Origin of the sequence: Pseudoalteromonas piscicida (assembly GCF_002744175.1) — a bacterium.
In the GTDB taxonomy this organism is placed as follows: Bacteria; Pseudomonadota; Gammaproteobacteria; order Enterobacterales; family Alteromonadaceae; genus Pseudoalteromonas; species Pseudoalteromonas piscicida_B.
Genome location: NZ_NKHF01000044.1, coordinates 1 through 18,949, shown reverse-complemented (window position 1 = coordinate 18,949; position 18,949 = coordinate 1). Strand labels below are relative to the sequence as shown.

Sequence of the window (18,949 nt, the reverse complement as noted above, 5' to 3'; positions counted from 1 at the left end):
TCCCCTTATTTACGACCAATAACTCTTAAACCCCAACCTTCTAGCTTCGATGGTTCTGAGTTAGCTAATACTACACTTGACAGTTTATTTCTATTTTTATAAACAGTAGTTGCAGGTTTATCTGTATCAATAGCCCTTAAAGTCCAAGTTCCTTTTGCTGTTTCGCCATAAAATGCATTGCTTAGGAAATGAACTGACGGTAAGTGAATATAGCCGTCTTGATAAGAGCCTTCCATTATTGCGGGCCTTAACTGCGCCTGTTTAGAAGAAAGAATAATTGCTTTAGTACCTGAAGGCGATGTTACTTCTAGTGCTAAGTCTGTTCCAGCAGAACTAACAGTGTCGCCTGGTACATCTGGGTTTTTGAAAAGTACCATTTGTGGATTTGAGATCGTAAACCTGAACTGCATTGATTCAATTGTCGCATCCTCATCTACAACGATACTATGCGTTACACCTTCAGCATTGTTATCTGGTATTGTAAGATCTAGGCTCGGTTCTGCTGGCATAACAAGTTCAGAGACACCATCTTCTACGGCTACTGCTTCGAGTATCTGGGCTCCCGCATCTTGCCATTCGGAAGTGACTTGTGTACCGAGATCATCAGAGTAATTTAGTGCCATTTTAACAGCAGCACCAGCATTCGCTAGGCCAAAGCCATAATAGTTATTGAAATTATACCCAGCTGCGTTAGTGGTCCATCCCAAGTGAGCTGTAAACTTTCCATTGCCAGTCTCTAATTCAACAGGTTGGTTTTCAGGATCATTTTTTACCGCAGTAGTTGCAAGAATATGGCGAATGTCTCGTGCTGTAAGTTCTGGATTAGCTTCCATCATTAACGCAATTACACCTGAGGTATTTGGTGCTGCTGAAGAAGTTCCCGACATGGAGTTAGTATAGTTACAGTTTGCATTCATGGGATGGCCTGGGTAGTCGAAATGCGCGTATCCAGACACGAAATCGTTAGAACCGTATGTATATAACCACTCCATTGCTACAAAGCTTGATGCACCTTCTAAACACCCCATCTCATCCGTTGTTATCATTGCAGGCGCACCGCGTCCATCTTCTCCAGCTGGGGCAGAGATAAAGATTGCACTTCCAGTGGTTGAATAACTCGCTTTCTTTCCGTTTGCAGCCAGTGCTGCAACGGTGATACCGTGAGGAGTTCGATTTTGTTGTGATACGTTTACATCGATACAACTCAAACCTGTCTCTGCTACATCTGTGCGTAAGCAATAGTCACCGTTTATGCGTCCATTGACAAAGTCATTACCCGCGGCATTTACACTCAACGCCCCTTTCCCATCTCGTAACTGTGTTGGTGCATATGAAAATAATGCGTCTTCAATCGGGTCTTCAGGTAAGAAAACAGGTGGGTTATAACCATAACTACGGTTAAATAACACATCTTCATGTTTCTGAATTCCACTGCCATCTAAACCGTGGATGATGGCGTCATGCGTTAACCCACCAAGTTGATAATCTAGGTAGTTAATGCTCACTAAACTTGAATTTGGAGCAACACCACGACCTCCCAGCCCGTTCCAACCCTCAGCTAGAATCAGTCCAGCTACAGCTGTACCATGGTAAATTTCGTCATTTGCTACATATTCGAGTTTGACGAAGTTTCCGTCATCATCCTTGACTTCCTTCCAATATCCAGCTGTTGTAGGGTCTGTTGGATCGGAAGCTTGTGGGTGAAGATTAATTGAGCGACCTGATAATACATTGTTCGCTAGATCTTCGTGTCTAATATCTACACCTCGGTCTACAACAACGGCGACAACGCCTTTACCTGTAACACCAAGTGAATATGCTTCAGTAACATTCAGATCAATGCCTGCAACTGTAGAACCCTCAAAACGATCACGTTCAGCTTTTTCTTCTGCCGCAATTTTTTCAGGCGTTGGCTCTCGACCGGCTCTGAATTTAGCTATTGCACTAACATAAGCATCGCTTTGTGAAAAGCTTTTTTGAGCGGTATTATTTAAGTGCCACTGTTGGTTAGCAAGAGGATCCGAAATTGATGCTGGGATTTCGATGCTACTACTTGCGGACTTGCCTTTTGATGTCACGGTATATTTGATGGTTGCTGCTTCACCTGTCATTGGTAAGTAGTCAAAAGCCTTAATCCCTTTTAGGGTTAAGATACCGTGGGAAAGAGTATATACATTATCCTGTGGTGTGATCTGAGTATCTCCGTCAAAGATTGCTATAGCCAGATTATCGCCATCAGCATCAGACGCTTTTATCTCCCCTGAGACTGTTTGCCACAGTTTAACATCTTGTAATTGTGTAACTCCCGCTTGAGGAGCTCGGTCTTTATTTTCTGGTTCACTGTTATTGTCGCTACCACCGCAAGCTGATAGTGCTAATACTATTGCTGCGGACAAAGCGGTATATTTGAACTTATTGTTATTCATATTATTTACCTTTGTACTATTTGCGGAACTAAATGTACTGAAGTAAAAATCTTTGAGCAAATGACTTGTTATTGCGTACAGTGCAATTTCAGGAAGGGTGGTTTAAAAAAATAATATATTTCAAATAGTTACCTATTATGAAAACAATTGTAAATAGAGGTCTGTTTTGGTTGAAAGTTGACCTGTTTGTAGCGAGTATCTTTCATACTCTTATTTGTGTAGTAAAGTATTAACTTTGAATTAAGCTCTAGCTTAAACTTGCTTGATATGAATTCTTATTTGATATTTTGCAGTTAATCTAACGTAGATTTTTCTCTCAGACGAGGCTAAAAGTGCAAAGATGCTAAATCGTGATGTTTCCTAATTGTTATGAAAGTTTTTTCAGGTTTTAAGTTTATCAAACATTTTAATTATTCTAATTACTGAAATACTGTGCTCAAACCTTCAACGCGAGATCACATCTACTTAATACGAGCCTAGGGCGCTCATCAAATGAACCCCCAAGGTCATAAAGTATAAATGACACAAAGTGTCGAGTTACAAGCGGTCAATATCTTTTTTCACCTGATATCCTTCGTCAGTCACTATTTGCTCAAGTGTTGCCACTCTGGATTTTAACGCGTTGATTTCGGTTTGCAGCTGCTCTCGTTCCTTTTGGCTATGAGAGTCCATTTTTTTGAACTCTAGTCGTCGCTTGTAGATTTCACTCAGTATGCCTCCGCCAACGCAAATTAGTACGATTAAAAAAACCATTGTAGTGCCCGACATGATAATGCTACTCCTTATTCTTGGTTAATAAGCCATATCCTCAGCCGTTTTTAGGCTAAAAAAATGGCATTATGATTTGTCATCATAATGCCATTAATTCGTCTATAAAGTGAACTGACAATTGTCAGCTAGCACTCAATGATATTCACCGCAAGTCCACCGCGAGCGGTTTCTTTGTATTTGGTCTTCATATCATTACCTGTGTCCAACATCGTTTTGATCACTTTATCAAGAGATACTTTTTGATCGCCAGTGCCGCGTAAAGCAAGGCGCGAAGCGTTAATCGCTTTGATTGATCCCATCGCATTGCGCTCAATACATGGGACTTGTACTAAGCCACCAACAGGGTCGCAAGTAAGCCCTAGATTATGCTCCATACCGATTTCGGCAGCATTTTCTACATGGACCACATTACCACCCATAATTTCAGTAAGTGCGCCAGCAGCCATAGAGCAAGCTACGCCAACTTCACCTTGGCAACCAACTTCTGCGCCTGAAATAGAAGCATTCTTCTTATACAGGATACCGATTGCTGCGGCCGTTAGGAGATAACGAGTGGCAATTTCCATATCGACTTCTTTGATAAAGGTATGATAATACATCAAAACAGCGGGAAGAATGCCAGCAGCACCGTTGGTTGGTGCAGTAACCACACGACCACCGGCTGCGTTCTCTTCATTTACCGCAAGGGCAAACAAATCGACCCAGTCCATTGCCCGTAATGGATCTTGATGTGTTTCTACACTGAGCTTTAGGTAAAGACTAGGCGCTCTGCGACGTACTTTTAGTCCGCCGGGTAAAATACCTTCGGTCCTCATGCCGCGCTCAATGCAAGCTTTCATCACTTGCCAGATGTGGAAGAGTTCTTCTTTTATCTCACTTTCTTTTCGCAGCGTCTTCTCATTTGCCATCATCAAAGATGACACACTGAGCCCAGATTCTTTACACATTTCCAACAGCTCAGCAGCTGAGTTAAATGGATAAGGAGCTGGGTTTTCTGTTCGGATATCCAGCGCAGCTTGTTTTTCCGCTTCAAAATCTTGGTCGGTAACAATAAAGCCACCACCAATTGAATAATATATCTGGCTATGTACCAGTTCATCACCGTTAAACGCTTTAATTTCCATCGCATTTGAGTGCTTAGGTAAGGTTTTTCGGCGGTGAAAAACAATAGCCCCTTGTTTTGGGAACTTTACCTTGTATTGTTTATCGAGATAGATAACTTGCTCATTTTCAATAGTTTCAAGTATTTCTGGAACCAAGTCAGCATCAATAGTTTCTGGATCATAGCCTGCAAGACCCAGGATCACAGCTTTACCTGAACCATGTCCTATTCCAGTTTGACCCAAGGAGCCATACAGCTCTACTTTCACCGAAGTGATATCATCAATGATGCCTTGTGCTAATAGGTCTTGTACAAATAACCTAGAGGCACGCATTGGCCCTACTGTATGAGAGGAGGAAGGCCCAATACCGATACTGAACATATCGAATGCACTGATCATAAATTTTACTCACATTGCCTTTAAAACGGACGTCATCATAACGTGTCTGCTCAGGGAAGTAACCCATAATCGGCAAAACAGCGGGGTGTATTTACTGCAAGTAAGCTAGAAAACTAAAGATGATGCGAGCTAGATGGAAAAATAACTAAAGGTCTTACCAGTTAGGCCTCATAACAGTTCGGTAAACTGTTTGACGATTTTAGCGGTAGCGCCCCAGAGTAGCCCGTGAGGCGTCATAAAACCTTCAAGAGAAATTGGCTTTCCTTGGTGAGTAAAGTGGAATGTTTGCCAGTTTTCTCTATCATTGAGTTGTCGTAGCGGTATGATAAATGTGTGCTGCACCTCATCGCTTTGTTCCTCCCATTTGGCATTTGCTTGTACAGAAGCCACCACAGGGGTGATTTGATAGCCAGAAAGCGTTTGGAAACAAGGTAAAGTGCCAAGTACTTCGGACATGGCGACCGATAAGCCGATTTCTTCTTCGGTCTCTCTCAGCGCAGTGTTAATAATACTGGTATCTTGTTGTTCTACCTTGCCCCCAGGAAAACAGATTTGACTTGGGTGACTGGGCAACACACTACTGCGTTTGCAAAACAAAAGATGTGCATGATTTTGAATATTAACAATAGGGAGCAAGACTGCACTTTGTTTTAATCTAGTCAGTCTTTGTGTTGTTGGCGCGGTAACGGGCGCCAACAGAAATTTTGAGATAACCTGATCAGTCTTCATTCAATATAGGTAAGATCTTATTTACTTTGTGATAAGTCTCTTCAAACTCTAGTTGTACCTGAGAGTCTTTTACTATACCACCGCCAGCCCAGCAATGTATCTTATTTTCATGACATACTAGGGTTCTGATAGTTATTGAGGTGTCCATGTTGCCACATGCACTGAGGTAGCCAATTGAGCCGCAATATACGCTGCGCCTATGGGGCTCTAGTTCTTCTATGATTTCCATTGCACGGATTTTTGGTGCACCGGTAATAGAGCCTCCTGGAAATGCCGCTTCAAGTTGGTCAACTGCACAGTGTCCTTCAGCTAACTGAGATGTGACTGTACTCACTAGGTGGTGGACGGCCGGAAAACTTTCAATATCAAATAAAGAAGGGACAGTGACCGAACCTGATTTTGCAACTTTTCCTAAATCATTACGCAGCAAATCGACAATCATCACATTCTCAGCTCTGTCTTTACTGCTGTTGCGCAGTGTTTCGGCTTGCTCAAGATCCGCCTTTGCATCGATGAGTCTAGGCAATGTGCCTTTAATCGGCTTGGTTTCAACAATGCCATCTTTTACTTGAATAAAACGTTCTGGAGATACCGAGACGACTGCACTTTCCCCTAGGTGACAAAATGCCGAGAATGGCGCGCTATTGTTATTTCTCAACTTTTTATACGCTTGCCATGGTGACCCGGTATAAGTGGCACTAAATCGTTGTGCCAAGTTAATTTGGTAGCAATCTCCACTGAGCAAATATGATTGGATTTGGTTAAATTTCTCTTCATACTGCGGCTGAGACATATTTGATTGCCACTTGGAGGTAAGCGCAAAGGTTTCGAATTTTGGCGCTTGCTTTATCAGGTTTAGATAATCTGCGCACCTATCTACCTTTGGTTGCGATACATAAAACCAAGTATCGACCTTCTTATCATAGATTAGGGCATCAGGGTACAAACCAACATGGGCATCGGGAAGTGTAATGTCTTGTGCTGCGATACTTGGCATTGTTTCTATATAACGACCCAAGTCATAGCCAAAATAGCCCAGCCAGCCGCCACTAAAGGGCAATTCGTTAGGTGCTTGAGCGGCACTCATTTTTGCAAGCTGAGTTTTCATTACCGTGAAAATTGACTGCTCTACAGGTTGATTATCCAAATAGACTTTGCCGCCTTTGGCCTCAAGTGTATGAGTAGGGTGGATAGCGATAAGACTGTAGCGACTATTTACATGCGCTGAATCACAAGAGTCTAGTAGTATTGCCTGTATTTCGTTGGCAAAGTATTCAAATAATTCAATTGCATTGTACTGAATGTCTAATTTTATACAGTTTATTCGCTCATTTATCATTTACTTGACCTGCAAAGCTAGCCCCAAACGGGCGGGGAGGTTATCATAGTTGCCTGCTATTCCATAGTTTAAGGTATTGAAATTGACTTTCTGGCGCAGAATAATACCAATTTGCTTAATGAAGTGAGCTATTTTGAGGCAAGATAACCTTGTCGATAACCAGACAAAAATTTTGCTATTGAGTTGTTCCATATTAAAAAACTCTTAATGCAGTTGGCGTCTGATTTGCTCTCTCAACTTGAGCAAGTATTAAAACAAAATGGTATAACACCCATTGTCAGCGTAAAATTTCAATATCGAATCATACCGTCGAAATTTGAGGAACCGTCATGAGTACAATCCGTCAGCAAGACTTTATTGATAGCATTGAAGATGCGCTTCAATATATCTCATTTTATCATCCACTTGATTTTGTCCAAGCGTTAGAAAAAGCCTACGAAAAAGAACAAAGTAAGGCTGCAAAAGATGCGATTGCACAAATCCTTATCAACTCTCGTATGTCAGCAGAAGGCAAACGTCCTTTGTGTCAAGATACGGGGATCGTTACTTGTTTTGTTAAAGTAGGTATGGACGTGAAGTGGGATAAAACTGACTTAACCGTTCAACAGATGGTAGATGAAGGCACTCGCCGTGCTTACACTAACCCAGATAATCCACTTCGAGCATCCATTGTTGCTGATCCTGCTGGCAGTCGTAAAAATACTAAAGACAACACGCCTTCAGTAGTACATATTGATATGGTTCCAGGTGCGGAAGTTGAAGTGATGATTGCCGCAAAGGGTGGTGGTTCAGAGAACAAAACTAAGATGGTGATGTTAAACCCATCTGATGACGTCGCTGAGTGGGTAGAAAAAACTCTACCAACAATGGGAGCTGGCTGGTGTCCTCCTGGTATGCTAGGTATAGGTATCGGTGGTACTGCGGAAAAAGCTGCGGTACTTGCGAAAGAGTCATTAATGGATCCGGTCGACATTCATGAATTAATGGAGCGTGGTGCCCAAACAGCTGAAGAAAAGCTACGCTTAGAAATTTTTGAACGCGCAAATAAACTAGGTATTGGCGCACAAGGCCTTGGTGGTTTAACAACGGTTGTTGATGTCAAAATCAAAACGGCGCCAACTCATGCAGCTTCTAAACCGGTTGTTATGATCCCTAACTGTGCAGCCACTCGTCATGTACATTTTACCCTTGATGGCTCAGGCCCTGCTGATCTAACAGCACCAAAACTTGAAGACTGGCCAGAGGTTACTTGGGAAGTGGGCGAAGACACGCGCCGTGTGGATCTAGACACGTTGACTAAAGATGACATCCAAGAATGGAAAATGGGTGAAACAGTACTTCTGTCAGGAAAAATATTAACCGGCCGTGATGCCGCGCATAAGCGCTTACAAGAAATGATTAATTCGGGTGAAGGCTTGCCAGAAGGGGTTGATTTTACCAACAAGTTTATCTATTACGTTGGCCCAGTAGACGCTGTAGGTGATGAAGTTGTCGGTCCGGCTGGTCCTACCACATCAACACGTATGGATAAGTTTACTGACTTAATGCTAGAGAAGACGGGCTTAATCGGCATGATCGGTAAAGCTGAGCGCGGTCCTGCAACAGTAGAATCAATCAAGCAAAATAAATCGGTATATCTAATGGCTGTGGGCGGCGCTGCATACTTAGTTGCAAAAGCTATTAAAAAGTCCCGCGTAGTCGCATTTGAAGACCTAGGTATGGAAGCTATCTACGAATTTGAAGTAGAAGACATGCCAGTAACCGTTGCTGTTGATAGCAAGGGTGAAAATGCACATACCCAAGGTCCTGCTATTTGGAAAGCTAAAATTGAAGAATTAGATAGCAAACTGAGTTAATCGCTCTTGTAGAGATACTTAGTTATGAAAAGAGGAGGCGAGTGCCTCCTCTTCTCGTATGGAATTCTTTACATTTGTATTTTACCTTCCGTTTACGTAAACAGTAACTTCAGAAAACCTAAATAACTTAGATTGAATTAGACTTTACTTGTTAATTATTGAATCATTTTTTCTTTTTCGTCTTTAACTTTGAATTATATATTTGTATTTGTGTGGAATTGGGTTTATATCATCTCAATTTGTGGCATGGTAATAGAGTTAGTGATAGAGTCTAGCCAATTTCAGCGCTAGTTGCCCTTGCTGTGATACTTCACCAACGTCATATCAAGGTGCATGCCCGAGTGGGATAGATAATTTTTGGAGAAAAAGAAAGTGGCTGTATTTAACCAAGTTGAATTTGATAACCATGAACAAGTCGTCTTTTGTTCAGATGAAGCGTCTGGCTTGAAAGCGATTATTGCCGTTCACAACACCAAATTGGGCCCTGCGGTAGGTGGCTGTCGTCTATGGAACTATGCGTCTGACGAAGATGCCGTGTACGACGTGTTACGTTTATCCAAAGGGATGACATATAAAAATGCTGTTGCACGTCTACCTTTTGGCGGTGGTAAATCAGTCATCATCGGTGACGCAAAAACAATTAAATCAGAAGCGCTATTTAGAGCTTTTGGTAAGCATTTAGACCGTCTAGGTGGTAGCTATTATTCTGCTGAAGATGTGAATATCACCACAGGTGATGTGATGGTAATGCACAAAGAAACCAATTACGTGATGGGCCTTGAAGGTAAAAGTGGTAATCCATCTCCATTCACGGCACTAGGTACTTTCTTAGGGATCAAAGCAGCATACCAACATAAACATGGTCATGAAGATTTAGCCGGTATTAAAGTGGCTGTGCAAGGTCTAGGTGCAGTAGCATACACGCTGTGTAAATACCTTCATGAAGCTGGCGCAGAACTATTTGTCACCGATATTAACGAAGAGTCGGTTCAACGCGTTGTGAATGACTTTAATGCGACAGCGGTAGGCATTGATGAGATCTATGACTTAGACGTTGATGTATATGCACCATGTGCGTTAGGTGCAACAATCAATGACGATACTATTCCACGCCTAAAAGCAACCATCATTGCTGGTTGCGCGAACAACCAACTTGCTGAATCTCGTCATGGCGAAATTATTCGTGAAAAAGGCGTGTTGTACGCACCGGATTACGTGATCAACGCTGGTGGTATTATCAACGTATATTACGAGACTAAACCTGAAGGTTATGACGAAGCCGCAGCAACTAAACACGTTGAGGGTATTTACGATACACTTAGCGAAATCTTCAAGCGCTCTGAAGAAGAACAAACTTCTACGCATATTATTGCTGACAAATTAGCGCAAGAGATTATTGAAAACGGTCTATAATAGACAAGCCGTTTAATAACTAGAGAGGGGCGGTGGCCCCTTTTTTGTATGAAAAAGAAAATTTCCTTAGATAATTGGCCGCGCCAAGAACACTATTCCTTTTTTAAAGACTTTGAACAACCTTATTTTACCGTGACGGTAAGCCTGCAAATGGAGCGCGTTTATGAAATGAGCAAGCGCAGTGCCGTTCCTTTCTCTTTAAGTTGCCTCTACGCCTTGCAGCTTGCGTTAAACAGTTATGCCCCAATTCGCTATCGTCTCGAGTCCAATGAGGTCGTCGAGTATAAAGAAGTAGAAATCAGTAGTGTGTTTTTACGTGAGGACGATACTTTTAGGTTTGTTAGACTAGCCCCTGAGAAGGAGTTTAGCCGTTTTATCAGCGTTAACCTTCACGGAAAAGCTGAGCAATTAAATGGGCCGCTGATAAGCGAACAGTTTTTATCGGAAAGCACATTGCCAAATTGTGTCCATGTTTCTATTCTTCCTTGGTTATCATTTTCAAGTTTTGGCCATGCTCGGCATAGCAAGGATGATTTTGGGATCCCTAAATTTGTTTTCGGAAAATACAATAAAGCAGACGGAACTATGCCGTTTTGTATCGAAGTCCATCATGCATTAATGGACGGTCTACACGTCGCTGAATTCGTTCGAGTTTTACAAGAAAAAATAGATCAAGAGATTTGGGATAAATAAACAAATTTTGCGTTAATCGGCGGAAGATGGAATAATTTGCGTAAAGTGCAACACTAAAATCTATCTATCTTCCTGTTTTTTGTATGTATTCATCATTTTTATATAGAATATCTATTCAGGTTATTGGAATAAATTTGATGTGACATATTGTAAATGGCGTATGCAAAAGGTTGGTTTTACGGGAGTTGTGTATCTTTTGCTGTGTTTTTGATGTTAATTTTTTGTTTTGTATATAATTATTACTTATTTATTGACAAAAAATGTTTTCACGGTGAAGTTGACACATCGTGTTGCATTTAGCATTATTGGACGGTTGATATCTGTCAAATGATGTCAGGGTTGCTCTTAGTGATGCTAAGAGCGCGAAAATTATAAAAGTAACATTACTTAATTGGTTGGGAACTATGTCTGTTAAAATCAGAAAGAGCCTTGTAGCTACGGCGCTTTTAGGCGCGACAGCTTTTGCAAGCAGCAATGTGATTGCAGATCCTTTGAATGACATACAAAAAGTAGGTCAACAAACTCAAACGGCTGCTAAAAAGTCTCAAGATAAGATTGACAATCTGTATGGTCAGTCTCTAGAAATGATCGCGGAATACCGCGCGCTTATCGACGAAACAGAACTGCTAAAAGTGTACAACGATCACGTTGCACGTCTAGTAGCAGACCAGAATGCTGGTATCGAGTCTCTTGAGCGTCAAATTGGTACTATTGATAAGACAAAACAGGACGTTGTGCCTTTGATGTATCGCATGATCGATACGCTTGAGCAATTCATCAAAGCGGACGTTCCGTTTAATCAAGAAACGCGTCTTGCTCGTGTGGAGAAACTTCGTAGCATCATGACTAACGCATCTGTGACTACTTCTGAGAAGTTCCGTCAAGTGCTTGAAGCTTACACAATTGAAACTGACTACAGTACAACTATGGTTGCAAGCCAAGGTTCTCTTGAACAAAATGGCAAAAATATCAATGTTGACTTCGCACGTCTTGGCCGTATTGCATACGTTGCTCAGTCGTTCGACCAAAAACACGCTTGGGTTTGGAACAACGACTCTAAGCAGTGGGATCAACTGGGTGAAGAATATCTTAAGCCAGTTAAGAGCATGATCCGTATTGCACGTAAGCAAGCGGCTCCTGAACTTGTAAACCTACCTATCTTTGGCGCGGAGTAATAAATGATGAAGAAACTATTTAAAGGTTTTGCAGTTGCTGCAGCGTTAACAGTTTCTGCTGGTGCCGCGCTAAATGCACACGCAAATACTGAAGCCTTAGACAAAATCCTAGAGCAGGTTAAACAAAACCGTATCTCTGAAGGAAAAATCAACAAGCAACGTGAGCAAGAGTTTTTAAACGACCGTGCTGACAAACAAGCATTACTGAACAAAGCAAAGCGTGATCTTGCTGCTGAAAAAGCTCGTGGCGAGCGTTTAAATGAGCAATTCAAGCAAAACGAAGTTACTCTTGCTGAGAAAGAAGTTGAGCTTGAAAACGCGAAAGGCACACTAGGTGAGATGTTCGGTGTTGTTCGTCGTTCAGCGGCTGATGCTATCGGTTCAATCGAAGCTTCACTAGTAAGTGCTGAAAAACCAGGACGCGCTGAAGTGCTTCGTTCACTAGCAGAAGCAAAAGAGCTTCCAACTACTCGTGAACTAGAAGACCTTTGGATTGCTTTCCAAACTGAAATGACTGAGTCAGCAAAAGTTTCTAAGTTCGAAGCTGAAGTTGCAGAGTTAAATGGTGACGTTAACGTTAAAGAAGTAACTCGTGTTGGTAATTTCAACCTTGTAACTAAAGACGGCTACGTTATTTATGATGCAGAGAACAAGCAAATCGTTCCACTTGGTAAGCAACCAAGCGGTGAGCTGGCTGGTGTTGATCGTCTAATCGGTGCATCTGCTAACCAATACGTTAAGTTTGCAGTTGACCCAACTCGTGGTTCACTACTACAACTTAATACACAGCGTGCAACAATTGAAGAACGTTGGCACCAAGGTGATACGGTAGGTTACATCATTACTGCACTACTAATTCTAGGTGCACTAATTGCCGTTATCCGTATGCTTGACCTGTTCATTGTTAGCGGCAAAATGAAAGCACAAATCAAAAATGCTAACAACCCTAACACAAACAACCCACTTGGTCGTATCTTGAAAGTTTACCACGATAACAAAGATCAAGACGTTGAGAACCTAGAGCTTAAACTTGATGAAGCTATCCTACGTGAAACGCCACGTATTGAGATGGGTGTAAACATCATCAAGATCCTAGCGGCAATCGCGCCACTACTAGGTCTACTAGGTACAGTTGTTGGTATGATCATGACGTTCGAATCAATCACACTTTACGGTACTGGTGATCCGAAGATCATGGCTGGTAACATCTCTCTAGCGCTAGTAACTACAGCACTAGGTCTAATTGCAGCACTACCTCTAATTCTACTTCACGCTGTTGTTGCTGGTCGTAGTAAAGCGGTTCTACATATCCTAGATGAGCAAAGCGCAGGTATTGTTGCTGCTCACGCGGAGAAGGAGAAAGCCTAATGTTAGTCCTGATGGAGGTATGGGAATCTATCAGGGATTTTGTTGCTACAGGCGGCGATGTATTATACGTGGTCGCAATAGCACTCTTTCTAATGTGGGTTTTAATGATTGAGCGCTATTGGTTCCTACTAGGTGAGTTTCCTAAGTTACAAAAGGAAATCGTCGCTAGGTGGGACGCCCGCCAAGATACTACGTCTTGGTACGCACACAGAATCCGCGATGCATGGATTTCTGAAGCGTCTGAAAAATTAGATGAGCGTATGTTGATTATCAAAACATTGGTTGCGATGTGTCCACTAATCGGTCTTTTAGGTACAGTGACAGGTATGATCACAGTATTTGAAACGATGGCTACTCAAGGTACGGGTAACGCACGATTAATGGCTTCAGGCATTTCAATGGCTACGATACCAACAATGGCTGGAATGGTTGCGGCACTATCAGGTGTTTTCTTTAGCACGCGTCTAGAAGCACGTGCGAAAATGGCTAAAGAGAAGCTAGTTGATAGCTTGCCTCATCACTAGAGAGAGATTGAACTATGGCACGTAAACAACGTTTTCGTGAAGAGGAAGATGCAGCAGTAGATATGACACCGATGCTAGACATCGTATTCATCATGCTTATCTTCTTCATCGTTACCACTTCTTTTGTTAAAGAAGCTGGTATTGAGGTTAACAAGCCAAAAGCGGCACAAGCACAAAAGACTAAGAATGCGAACATCTTCATCGCAATCCGTGAAAACGGTGAGATTTGGATGGATAAGCGTCAGGTAGATGTTGAGCGTGTAAGTGCAAACCTTGAAAGTCTAATGGCTGAGCAGCCTACTGACGTGGTAATTATTCAAGCCGACAAAGGTGCGAAACACGGTGTAGTTGTGAAGGTTATGGACCAAATCAAAGCGACTGGCGACAACCTGAAGATTTCAATAGCTGGAGATCAGTAATGATTCGACTTCTGTTTTCACTTCTAGCAGGTGGGGCAGTAACTCTCGGCTTGTTCTTTTTTATGTCATATCTGATCTCCGGAGGAGCAGATAGGGCGGATGTTCAAAAAGAACAAATCGTAGTCGAGATTATGTCGAATCCACCTGAATCTAAGGTGCAGCAGCGGAAGCGTGTCCCGCCTCCGCCGCCGCCACCGCCAAAGCAGCCGCCAAAGCCGCAGCCACCTCAGCCAGACACGGCTGATCCAACTGCTGGTAATATCGGCTTTAACATGCCTAGCATTGACCTAGGTGGTACAGCAGGTGGTTTATCTGGACCAGGTGAGTTCGGTCGTGATGGTGATGCAACACCTATCGTTCGAATCGAACCTAAGTATCCACCACAAGCTGCTCGTGACGGCAAAGAGGGTTGGGTACGTCTATCTTTCACTATCAATGAACTAGGCGGTGTTGAAGACATCGAAGTTATTGAAGCGGAACCTAGACGAATCTTCGACCGTGAAGCTAAGCGTGCACTTCGTAAGTGGAAGTATCGTCCTAAGGTTGTTGATGGTAAACCTCAGAAACAGCCGGGCATCACTGTTCAGCTAGACTTTACGTTGAACCAAGGTAATTAAGGGGGCAGGATATGAAAAGTTTACCTAAATTTACAGCTCTTGCTCTTCTAATTGCTTTGACTGGCGGCATGTACTCAACTTCAGCTGCGGCTGCGCCGAACTATGAAGAAATAGAAAAGCGCAAAGCAGCAAAAACGAAGATTATGGGTGAGCGAGTAGGTAAGAAAGTTGCCAAAGCGTTCGATCTTTATAACGAAGAGAAAGTAGACGAAGCGATAGCGATGCTTCGCGAGCTAGACCCTTCTGATGAGTTCGATAAAGCAACGGTTAACCGTTACCTAGGCCAGCTCTATGCTCAGAAAGAGAACTATGCTGAAGCGATTAAGTATACTCGCCAAGCGATTGCACCTGATGCGCTAAACTTCAAAGACCAAGGTGACTTGATGAAGTTGTTAGGCGATCTCCTTTTAGGTACTGAAAAGTACGCGGAAGGGATCAAAGCTTACAAAGCGTGGATGGACTTTACTGGTGAGAATGACCCTGCCGTATACGGCCGTATCGCACAGGGTTATTACGAGCTTAAGCAGTACGCTAATGTAATTGAGCCAGCTGATAAAGCAATTGCAGCATCTGAAGAGCCTAACAAGCAATACTACTTGATGAAGATTGGTGCTTACTTTGACCTGAAACAGTTTAAGAAGGCTGTTGAAGTGGGTGAAGTAATGGTAAAAATCTTCCCTGAAGATCCTCAGTCTTGGACTCGCTTAGGTAGTTTTTATCTTCAAACCGAAGAATACAGCAAAGGTTTGACGATAATGAAAGTTGCATATGACAAAGGTTATTTTGAAAAAGAGAATCACTACAAGATTTTAGGTAGTTTATATTCTCTTGTTGAGATACCTTGGAATGCTGCTATTACGTACGAAAAAGCGATCAAAGATGGCAAAGTCGAGCGTACTAAAGCAAACGTCAATGCAGTAGCTAGCTATTTCCACCAAGCAAAGCATCTTGACGAAGCAGCTAAATACTATGAAGAAGCTGCAAAGTTTGATGATGATGCAGAGCTATACGCTAAAGTTGGTAGTTTGTTAAGACAAAGACAACGTTTTAGCGAAGCGGTAGTTAGACTGAACAAGGCCCTTGAACTTGGAACCAAGAAAAAGGGTGATGTTTACGTAGACTTAGCAGAAAGCTACTATTATCAAGATAAGTTTAAGCAAGCTTATACAGCTATTTTGAAAGCGCAGGACGATCCTCGCACTCGAAAATATGCTAAAAGCTGGGCAAACCTTATTAAAGATAAAGCACAGCGCAGAGGCGTAAGCCTCTAATTAAAAAGCCCCGAAAGGGGCTTTTTTGATTTTAAAATTTGAAGTGAAACGATGAAAAAGTATTTACTTGTCCTCCTAGCCCTCACCATTTTTTTCTCTTTAACCGGTTGTAGCGAACAAACTAATCCTAAGACTGACAAAGAGCTTCGTGTTGCACTGCGTTCGTTAAACAGTGCTTTTATTAATACGCATAGCGACGATATCAATACACTTCCTTTCACTGAAGGGTACTTGCAGCTTAGACATGCCATACTGGCCACAAGTCTAGACACGACAAATGTAATGGCGCATAAAGAGCTGGACTATTTACGTATTCAAGAGCGCTATCCTGAGCGCTATTTGCCATGGCCTGCGTATATTTCTGTTATTGAGAACGTCAGGGGAGCCGTGAGTGACGAGGCACTTAACCAATGGTTGGGATTTGTGCAGACTAAGCTAATTGAAGCGGACGAAAGCAATATCCGTTTGAACCGATTTGAGCATAAAGCACTGCTAGAGCAGCTGGGATCAGTGAGTGGCGATTTCCCTGCTGGTCAGGCTTTACAGCGCTACTTAAACGAGTACAAACCCAGATCTATGTTAGGGTTACATCAACTACCAAACGGTAAAGAATGGTATCAATCTAAATTGAACTTTTATGGGTCTATACAAGCTTCACCAACCAAAGTGTTGGCCAGTCTCAGCAAGCTGCGGGCTGAAACCCAAGCCTTGAGTGAAGTAACAATCTCGGCAGACACTAAACAACCTTATATTTTGGCCTTGTTGCCAGCCAGCTGCCCAAAAGTCGCTGGGCTAAACTGGCGTGATGGTTTCATTAATGTACCTACATCTGTTACAAAATGTAAAGATGCGGTTGAGCAACATAAAGCGCTAATCTTAACGCTGATGGAAGTGGATGTGGGACTTCATTATCAGGGGTGGTCACAAAAGCAAGCATTTGTTGCGCTCAACTCAAGACTAGCGCTGAATGAACAACAAGCACAACAATTGATTGCCAATATTGTCTATTTTCCAGCAACTATTTTTGCTGCATATCCGCACTTTTCACAGCCTTAGTTTTGCAGCTAAGGCAGCGCTGGGTTGCAGGGTCTTGCTCTAGCAACTCCGGTTCTATGGTTTGTTCGCAATCACAGCAATACCCAAACTGACCTATTTCCATTTGGCAAAGTGCAGCTTCTACTTTCATCAACCTATCGTATAGCGGAAATTGCTCCGGATTGATCTTTTCCATCACAATGTCTAGCCACTTATTAGGTGGATTAAGCTCTAGAGTATTAGCGAGGTTATGAGTGAACTCATTGGGAGAAGATTTAAGCTCTCCTAAAAAGTCGTTTCTTAATGCAGCGAGCTCAGTTTGTAAGCTTTGCTCATAGTTATGTGTATTTTCATTCATGGGCGCTCTCCTATCCGACGCCCCATTATCATTTCAGTAAAATTTTGCTGTTATGATTTGAATCAAGGTCAGGGGATATTGCGTACTTCTCCAACACCTTGATGACGTCACCTTTACTTTTAAGCGTTTTAATTTCATCGAATAGGACGTGGGCCCCAGCATATTGACGCTTCAGGTAGCTGAGCCATTGTTTGGTTCTGGCGGAAAAGTACTTTTCACTCATGTTTTCATCTTGGTGCATGGAAGAGTGCAAAATATGATGGACCACATTTTCCCAGTTAAGTGGCGTATAAGGTGTGTCAGTGACATGGGCTTTGATTTTTGCTGCAAGGTCTGGAGTCGCCAGTGCACCACGACCAAGCATTAGATCTTGGCACTGACTTTGTTCTTGGCATCGCATGGCATCTTTCACTTGCCAAATTTCACCATTGGCAACCACGGGAATACTGAGTCTTGAAAGCAATGGAGGAATTTTTTCCCAGTAAGCAGGGGGCTTATACCCATCTCGTTTTGTTCTTGCGTGAATGGCGAGGCTTGACGCTCCAGCTTGCTCTACAGCATCTACAATTTCCGTGCTATTCGCATCATCATCAAACCCCAGACGAATTTTCGCGCTGACCTCGTGCTCAGCGGGAACCGCTTCTCTCACAGCTTTAATTATTTGGTATATTTGTTCTGGCTCTTTCAATAGAACTGCACCACCTCGGCTTTTGTTCACTGTTTTAGCGGGGCAACCAAAGTTAAGGTCTACTCCATGGGAGCCGAGTTTTACTGCTTTTCTTGCATTCGCAGCGAGTGCATGGGGAACTTGGCCGAGCAACTGGATCCTCACGGGTGTCCCGGCTCTGGTAAATCCACCGTTTAAAAGCTCAGGACAGTAGCGAGTAAATACTCTGCGCGGGAAAGTTAAGTCAACAACACGAATGAACTCTGTAACGCAAAGGTCAAAGCCACCAAGGTCTGTGAGTAATTCTCGCATTTTAAAATCAACGACACCTTCCATCGGTGCTAGAACAAGCTTCATGTGGTTACCTTAAACAGAACAAAAAATCGCAGTAAAAAAGTGCGCCATTTTAGCGAATCATAATGTGTAAGTCATCTTAACTTAACGCTCTTGAACTGTTCATTTTAAGTAGTGTGGATGAGCTGTACAGTTCGGCGTACTTAGGTTAGAAAAAAGTGAATTGATGAACTATAAAGTCTATACGTCCAGCTTTTATAAACAGTGTCGAATTTTTTGAAGAGGGGTGAAATAAAATTTTAGCCAGCTGGGTCTATTAATTGAATCAACTATTTCTGAGAGAGCAAACAGATGAATACCGTTAAAAAGAATTCCATTGCGCTTACTTTGAGTGCCGTTGTTGCTGGTACTGCGGGTCTAACCGCTACCGATGCAAATGCAAATCCATTTAGCTTTGAAACAATGGCATCAGGCTACCAGTTAGATGTCGGA

17 protein-coding genes are annotated in these 18,949 nt (G+C 42.5%); 10 read left to right on the top strand and 7 right to left on the bottom strand.

Going from position 1 to position 18,949, the window contains the following annotated elements; genetic code table 11:
• Positions 1-5: 5 nt before the first annotated feature.
• The 5 genes from CEX98_RS10490 to pabB all read right to left on the bottom strand — a co-directional run bounded on the left by CEX98_RS10490 (position 6) and on the right by pabB (position 6,767).
• Entirely contained in the window at positions 6-2,426 is a 2,421-nt protein-coding gene (locus CEX98_RS10490) for a S8 family serine peptidase (RefSeq protein WP_099642021.1), read from the bottom strand.
• A 537-nt stretch (positions 2,427-2,963) separates the two neighbouring features.
• A complete protein-coding gene (locus tag CEX98_RS10485; protein WP_099642020.1) occupies positions 2,964-3,194 on the bottom strand; it encodes a hypothetical protein in 231 nt (76 codons plus the stop codon).
• 128 nt (positions 3,195-3,322) lie between these two features.
• Positions 3,323-4,699, bottom strand: coding sequence for an L-serine ammonia-lyase (locus tag CEX98_RS10480; protein ID WP_099642019.1), 1,377 nt, complete (start codon positions 4,697-4,699; stop codon positions 3,323-3,325).
• Between the two features lie 168 nt (positions 4,700-4,867).
• Positions 4,868-5,428: a CoA pyrophosphatase gene (locus CEX98_RS10475; RefSeq protein ID WP_099642018.1), complete on the bottom strand. Its 561-nt coding sequence runs from the start codon at positions 5,426-5,428 to the stop codon at positions 4,868-4,870.
• Positions 5,418-6,767: an aminodeoxychorismate synthase component I gene (pabB, locus tag CEX98_RS10470; RefSeq protein WP_099642017.1), complete on the bottom strand. Its 1,350-nt coding sequence runs from the start codon at positions 6,765-6,767 to the stop codon at positions 5,418-5,420. Before pabB ends, CEX98_RS10475 begins: the two co-directional genes overlap by 11 nt.
• A 329-nt stretch (positions 6,768-7,096) precedes the next feature.
• Here pabB and CEX98_RS10460 point away from each other — a divergent pair, with 329 nt between their 5' ends.
• From CEX98_RS10460 to CEX98_RS10415, 10 genes are all read left to right on the top strand, one after another.
• Positions 7,097-8,623: a fumarate hydratase gene (locus CEX98_RS10460; RefSeq protein ID WP_099642015.1), complete on the top strand. Its 1,527-nt coding sequence runs from the start codon at positions 7,097-7,099 to the stop codon at positions 8,621-8,623.
• A 372-nt stretch (positions 8,624-8,995) separates the two neighbouring features.
• Positions 8,996-10,036: a Leu/Phe/Val dehydrogenase gene (locus CEX98_RS10455; RefSeq protein WP_099642014.1), complete on the top strand. Its 1,041-nt coding sequence runs from the start codon at positions 8,996-8,998 to the stop codon at positions 10,034-10,036.
• 48 nt (positions 10,037-10,084) lie between these two features.
• Positions 10,085-10,729 (top strand): CatA-like O-acetyltransferase, encoded by a 645-nt coding sequence (locus CEX98_RS10450; protein WP_099642013.1) that lies wholly within the window; start codon positions 10,085-10,087, stop codon positions 10,727-10,729.
• Positions 10,730-11,133: 404 nt separating this feature from the next.
• Positions 11,134-11,904, top strand: coding sequence for a DUF3450 domain-containing protein (locus CEX98_RS10445; protein WP_099642012.1), 771 nt, complete (start codon positions 11,134-11,136; stop codon positions 11,902-11,904).
• Between the two features lie 6 nt (positions 11,905-11,910).
• Positions 11,911-13,272, top strand: coding sequence for a MotA/TolQ/ExbB proton channel family protein (locus CEX98_RS10440; RefSeq protein ID WP_099642044.1), 1,362 nt, complete (start codon positions 11,911-11,913; stop codon positions 13,270-13,272).
• Positions 13,272-13,796 (top strand): MotA/TolQ/ExbB proton channel family protein, encoded by a 525-nt coding sequence (locus CEX98_RS10435; RefSeq protein ID WP_099642011.1) that lies wholly within the window; start codon positions 13,272-13,274, stop codon positions 13,794-13,796. The genes CEX98_RS10440 and CEX98_RS10435 overlap by 1 nt, the downstream gene beginning before the upstream one ends.
• Before the next feature lie 14 nt (positions 13,797-13,810).
• Positions 13,811-14,215, top strand: a complete 405-nt coding sequence (locus CEX98_RS10430; protein WP_099642010.1) for an ExbD/TolR family protein — start codon at positions 13,811-13,813, stop codon at positions 14,213-14,215.
• Positions 14,215-14,832: an energy transducer TonB gene (locus CEX98_RS10425; protein ID WP_099642009.1), complete on the top strand. Its 618-nt coding sequence runs from the start codon at positions 14,215-14,217 to the stop codon at positions 14,830-14,832. The genes CEX98_RS10430 and CEX98_RS10425 overlap by 1 nt, the downstream gene beginning before the upstream one ends.
• Before the next feature lie 11 nt (positions 14,833-14,843).
• On the top strand, positions 14,844-16,103 hold the full coding sequence (locus CEX98_RS10420) for a tetratricopeptide repeat protein (protein WP_099642008.1): 1,260 nt from the start codon (positions 14,844-14,846) through the stop codon (positions 16,101-16,103).
• A gap of 51 nt (positions 16,104-16,154) precedes the next feature.
• Positions 16,155-17,159 (top strand): hypothetical protein, encoded by a 1,005-nt coding sequence (locus CEX98_RS10415; protein WP_242441681.1) that lies wholly within the window; start codon positions 16,155-16,157, stop codon positions 17,157-17,159.
• Here the strand turns inward: CEX98_RS10415 and CEX98_RS10410 are convergent.
• Positions 17,122-17,496 (bottom strand): TraR/DksA family transcriptional regulator, encoded by a 375-nt coding sequence (locus CEX98_RS10410; RefSeq protein ID WP_099642007.1) that lies wholly within the window; start codon positions 17,494-17,496, stop codon positions 17,122-17,124. The two genes, CEX98_RS10415 and CEX98_RS10410, sit on opposite strands and share 38 nt — an antisense overlap.
• A 28-nt stretch (positions 17,497-17,524) precedes the next feature.
• A complete protein-coding gene (locus CEX98_RS10405; protein ID WP_099642006.1) occupies positions 17,525-18,520 on the bottom strand; it encodes a tRNA-dihydrouridine synthase in 996 nt (331 codons plus the stop codon).
• Between the last annotated feature and the right edge of the window lie 429 nt (positions 18,521-18,949).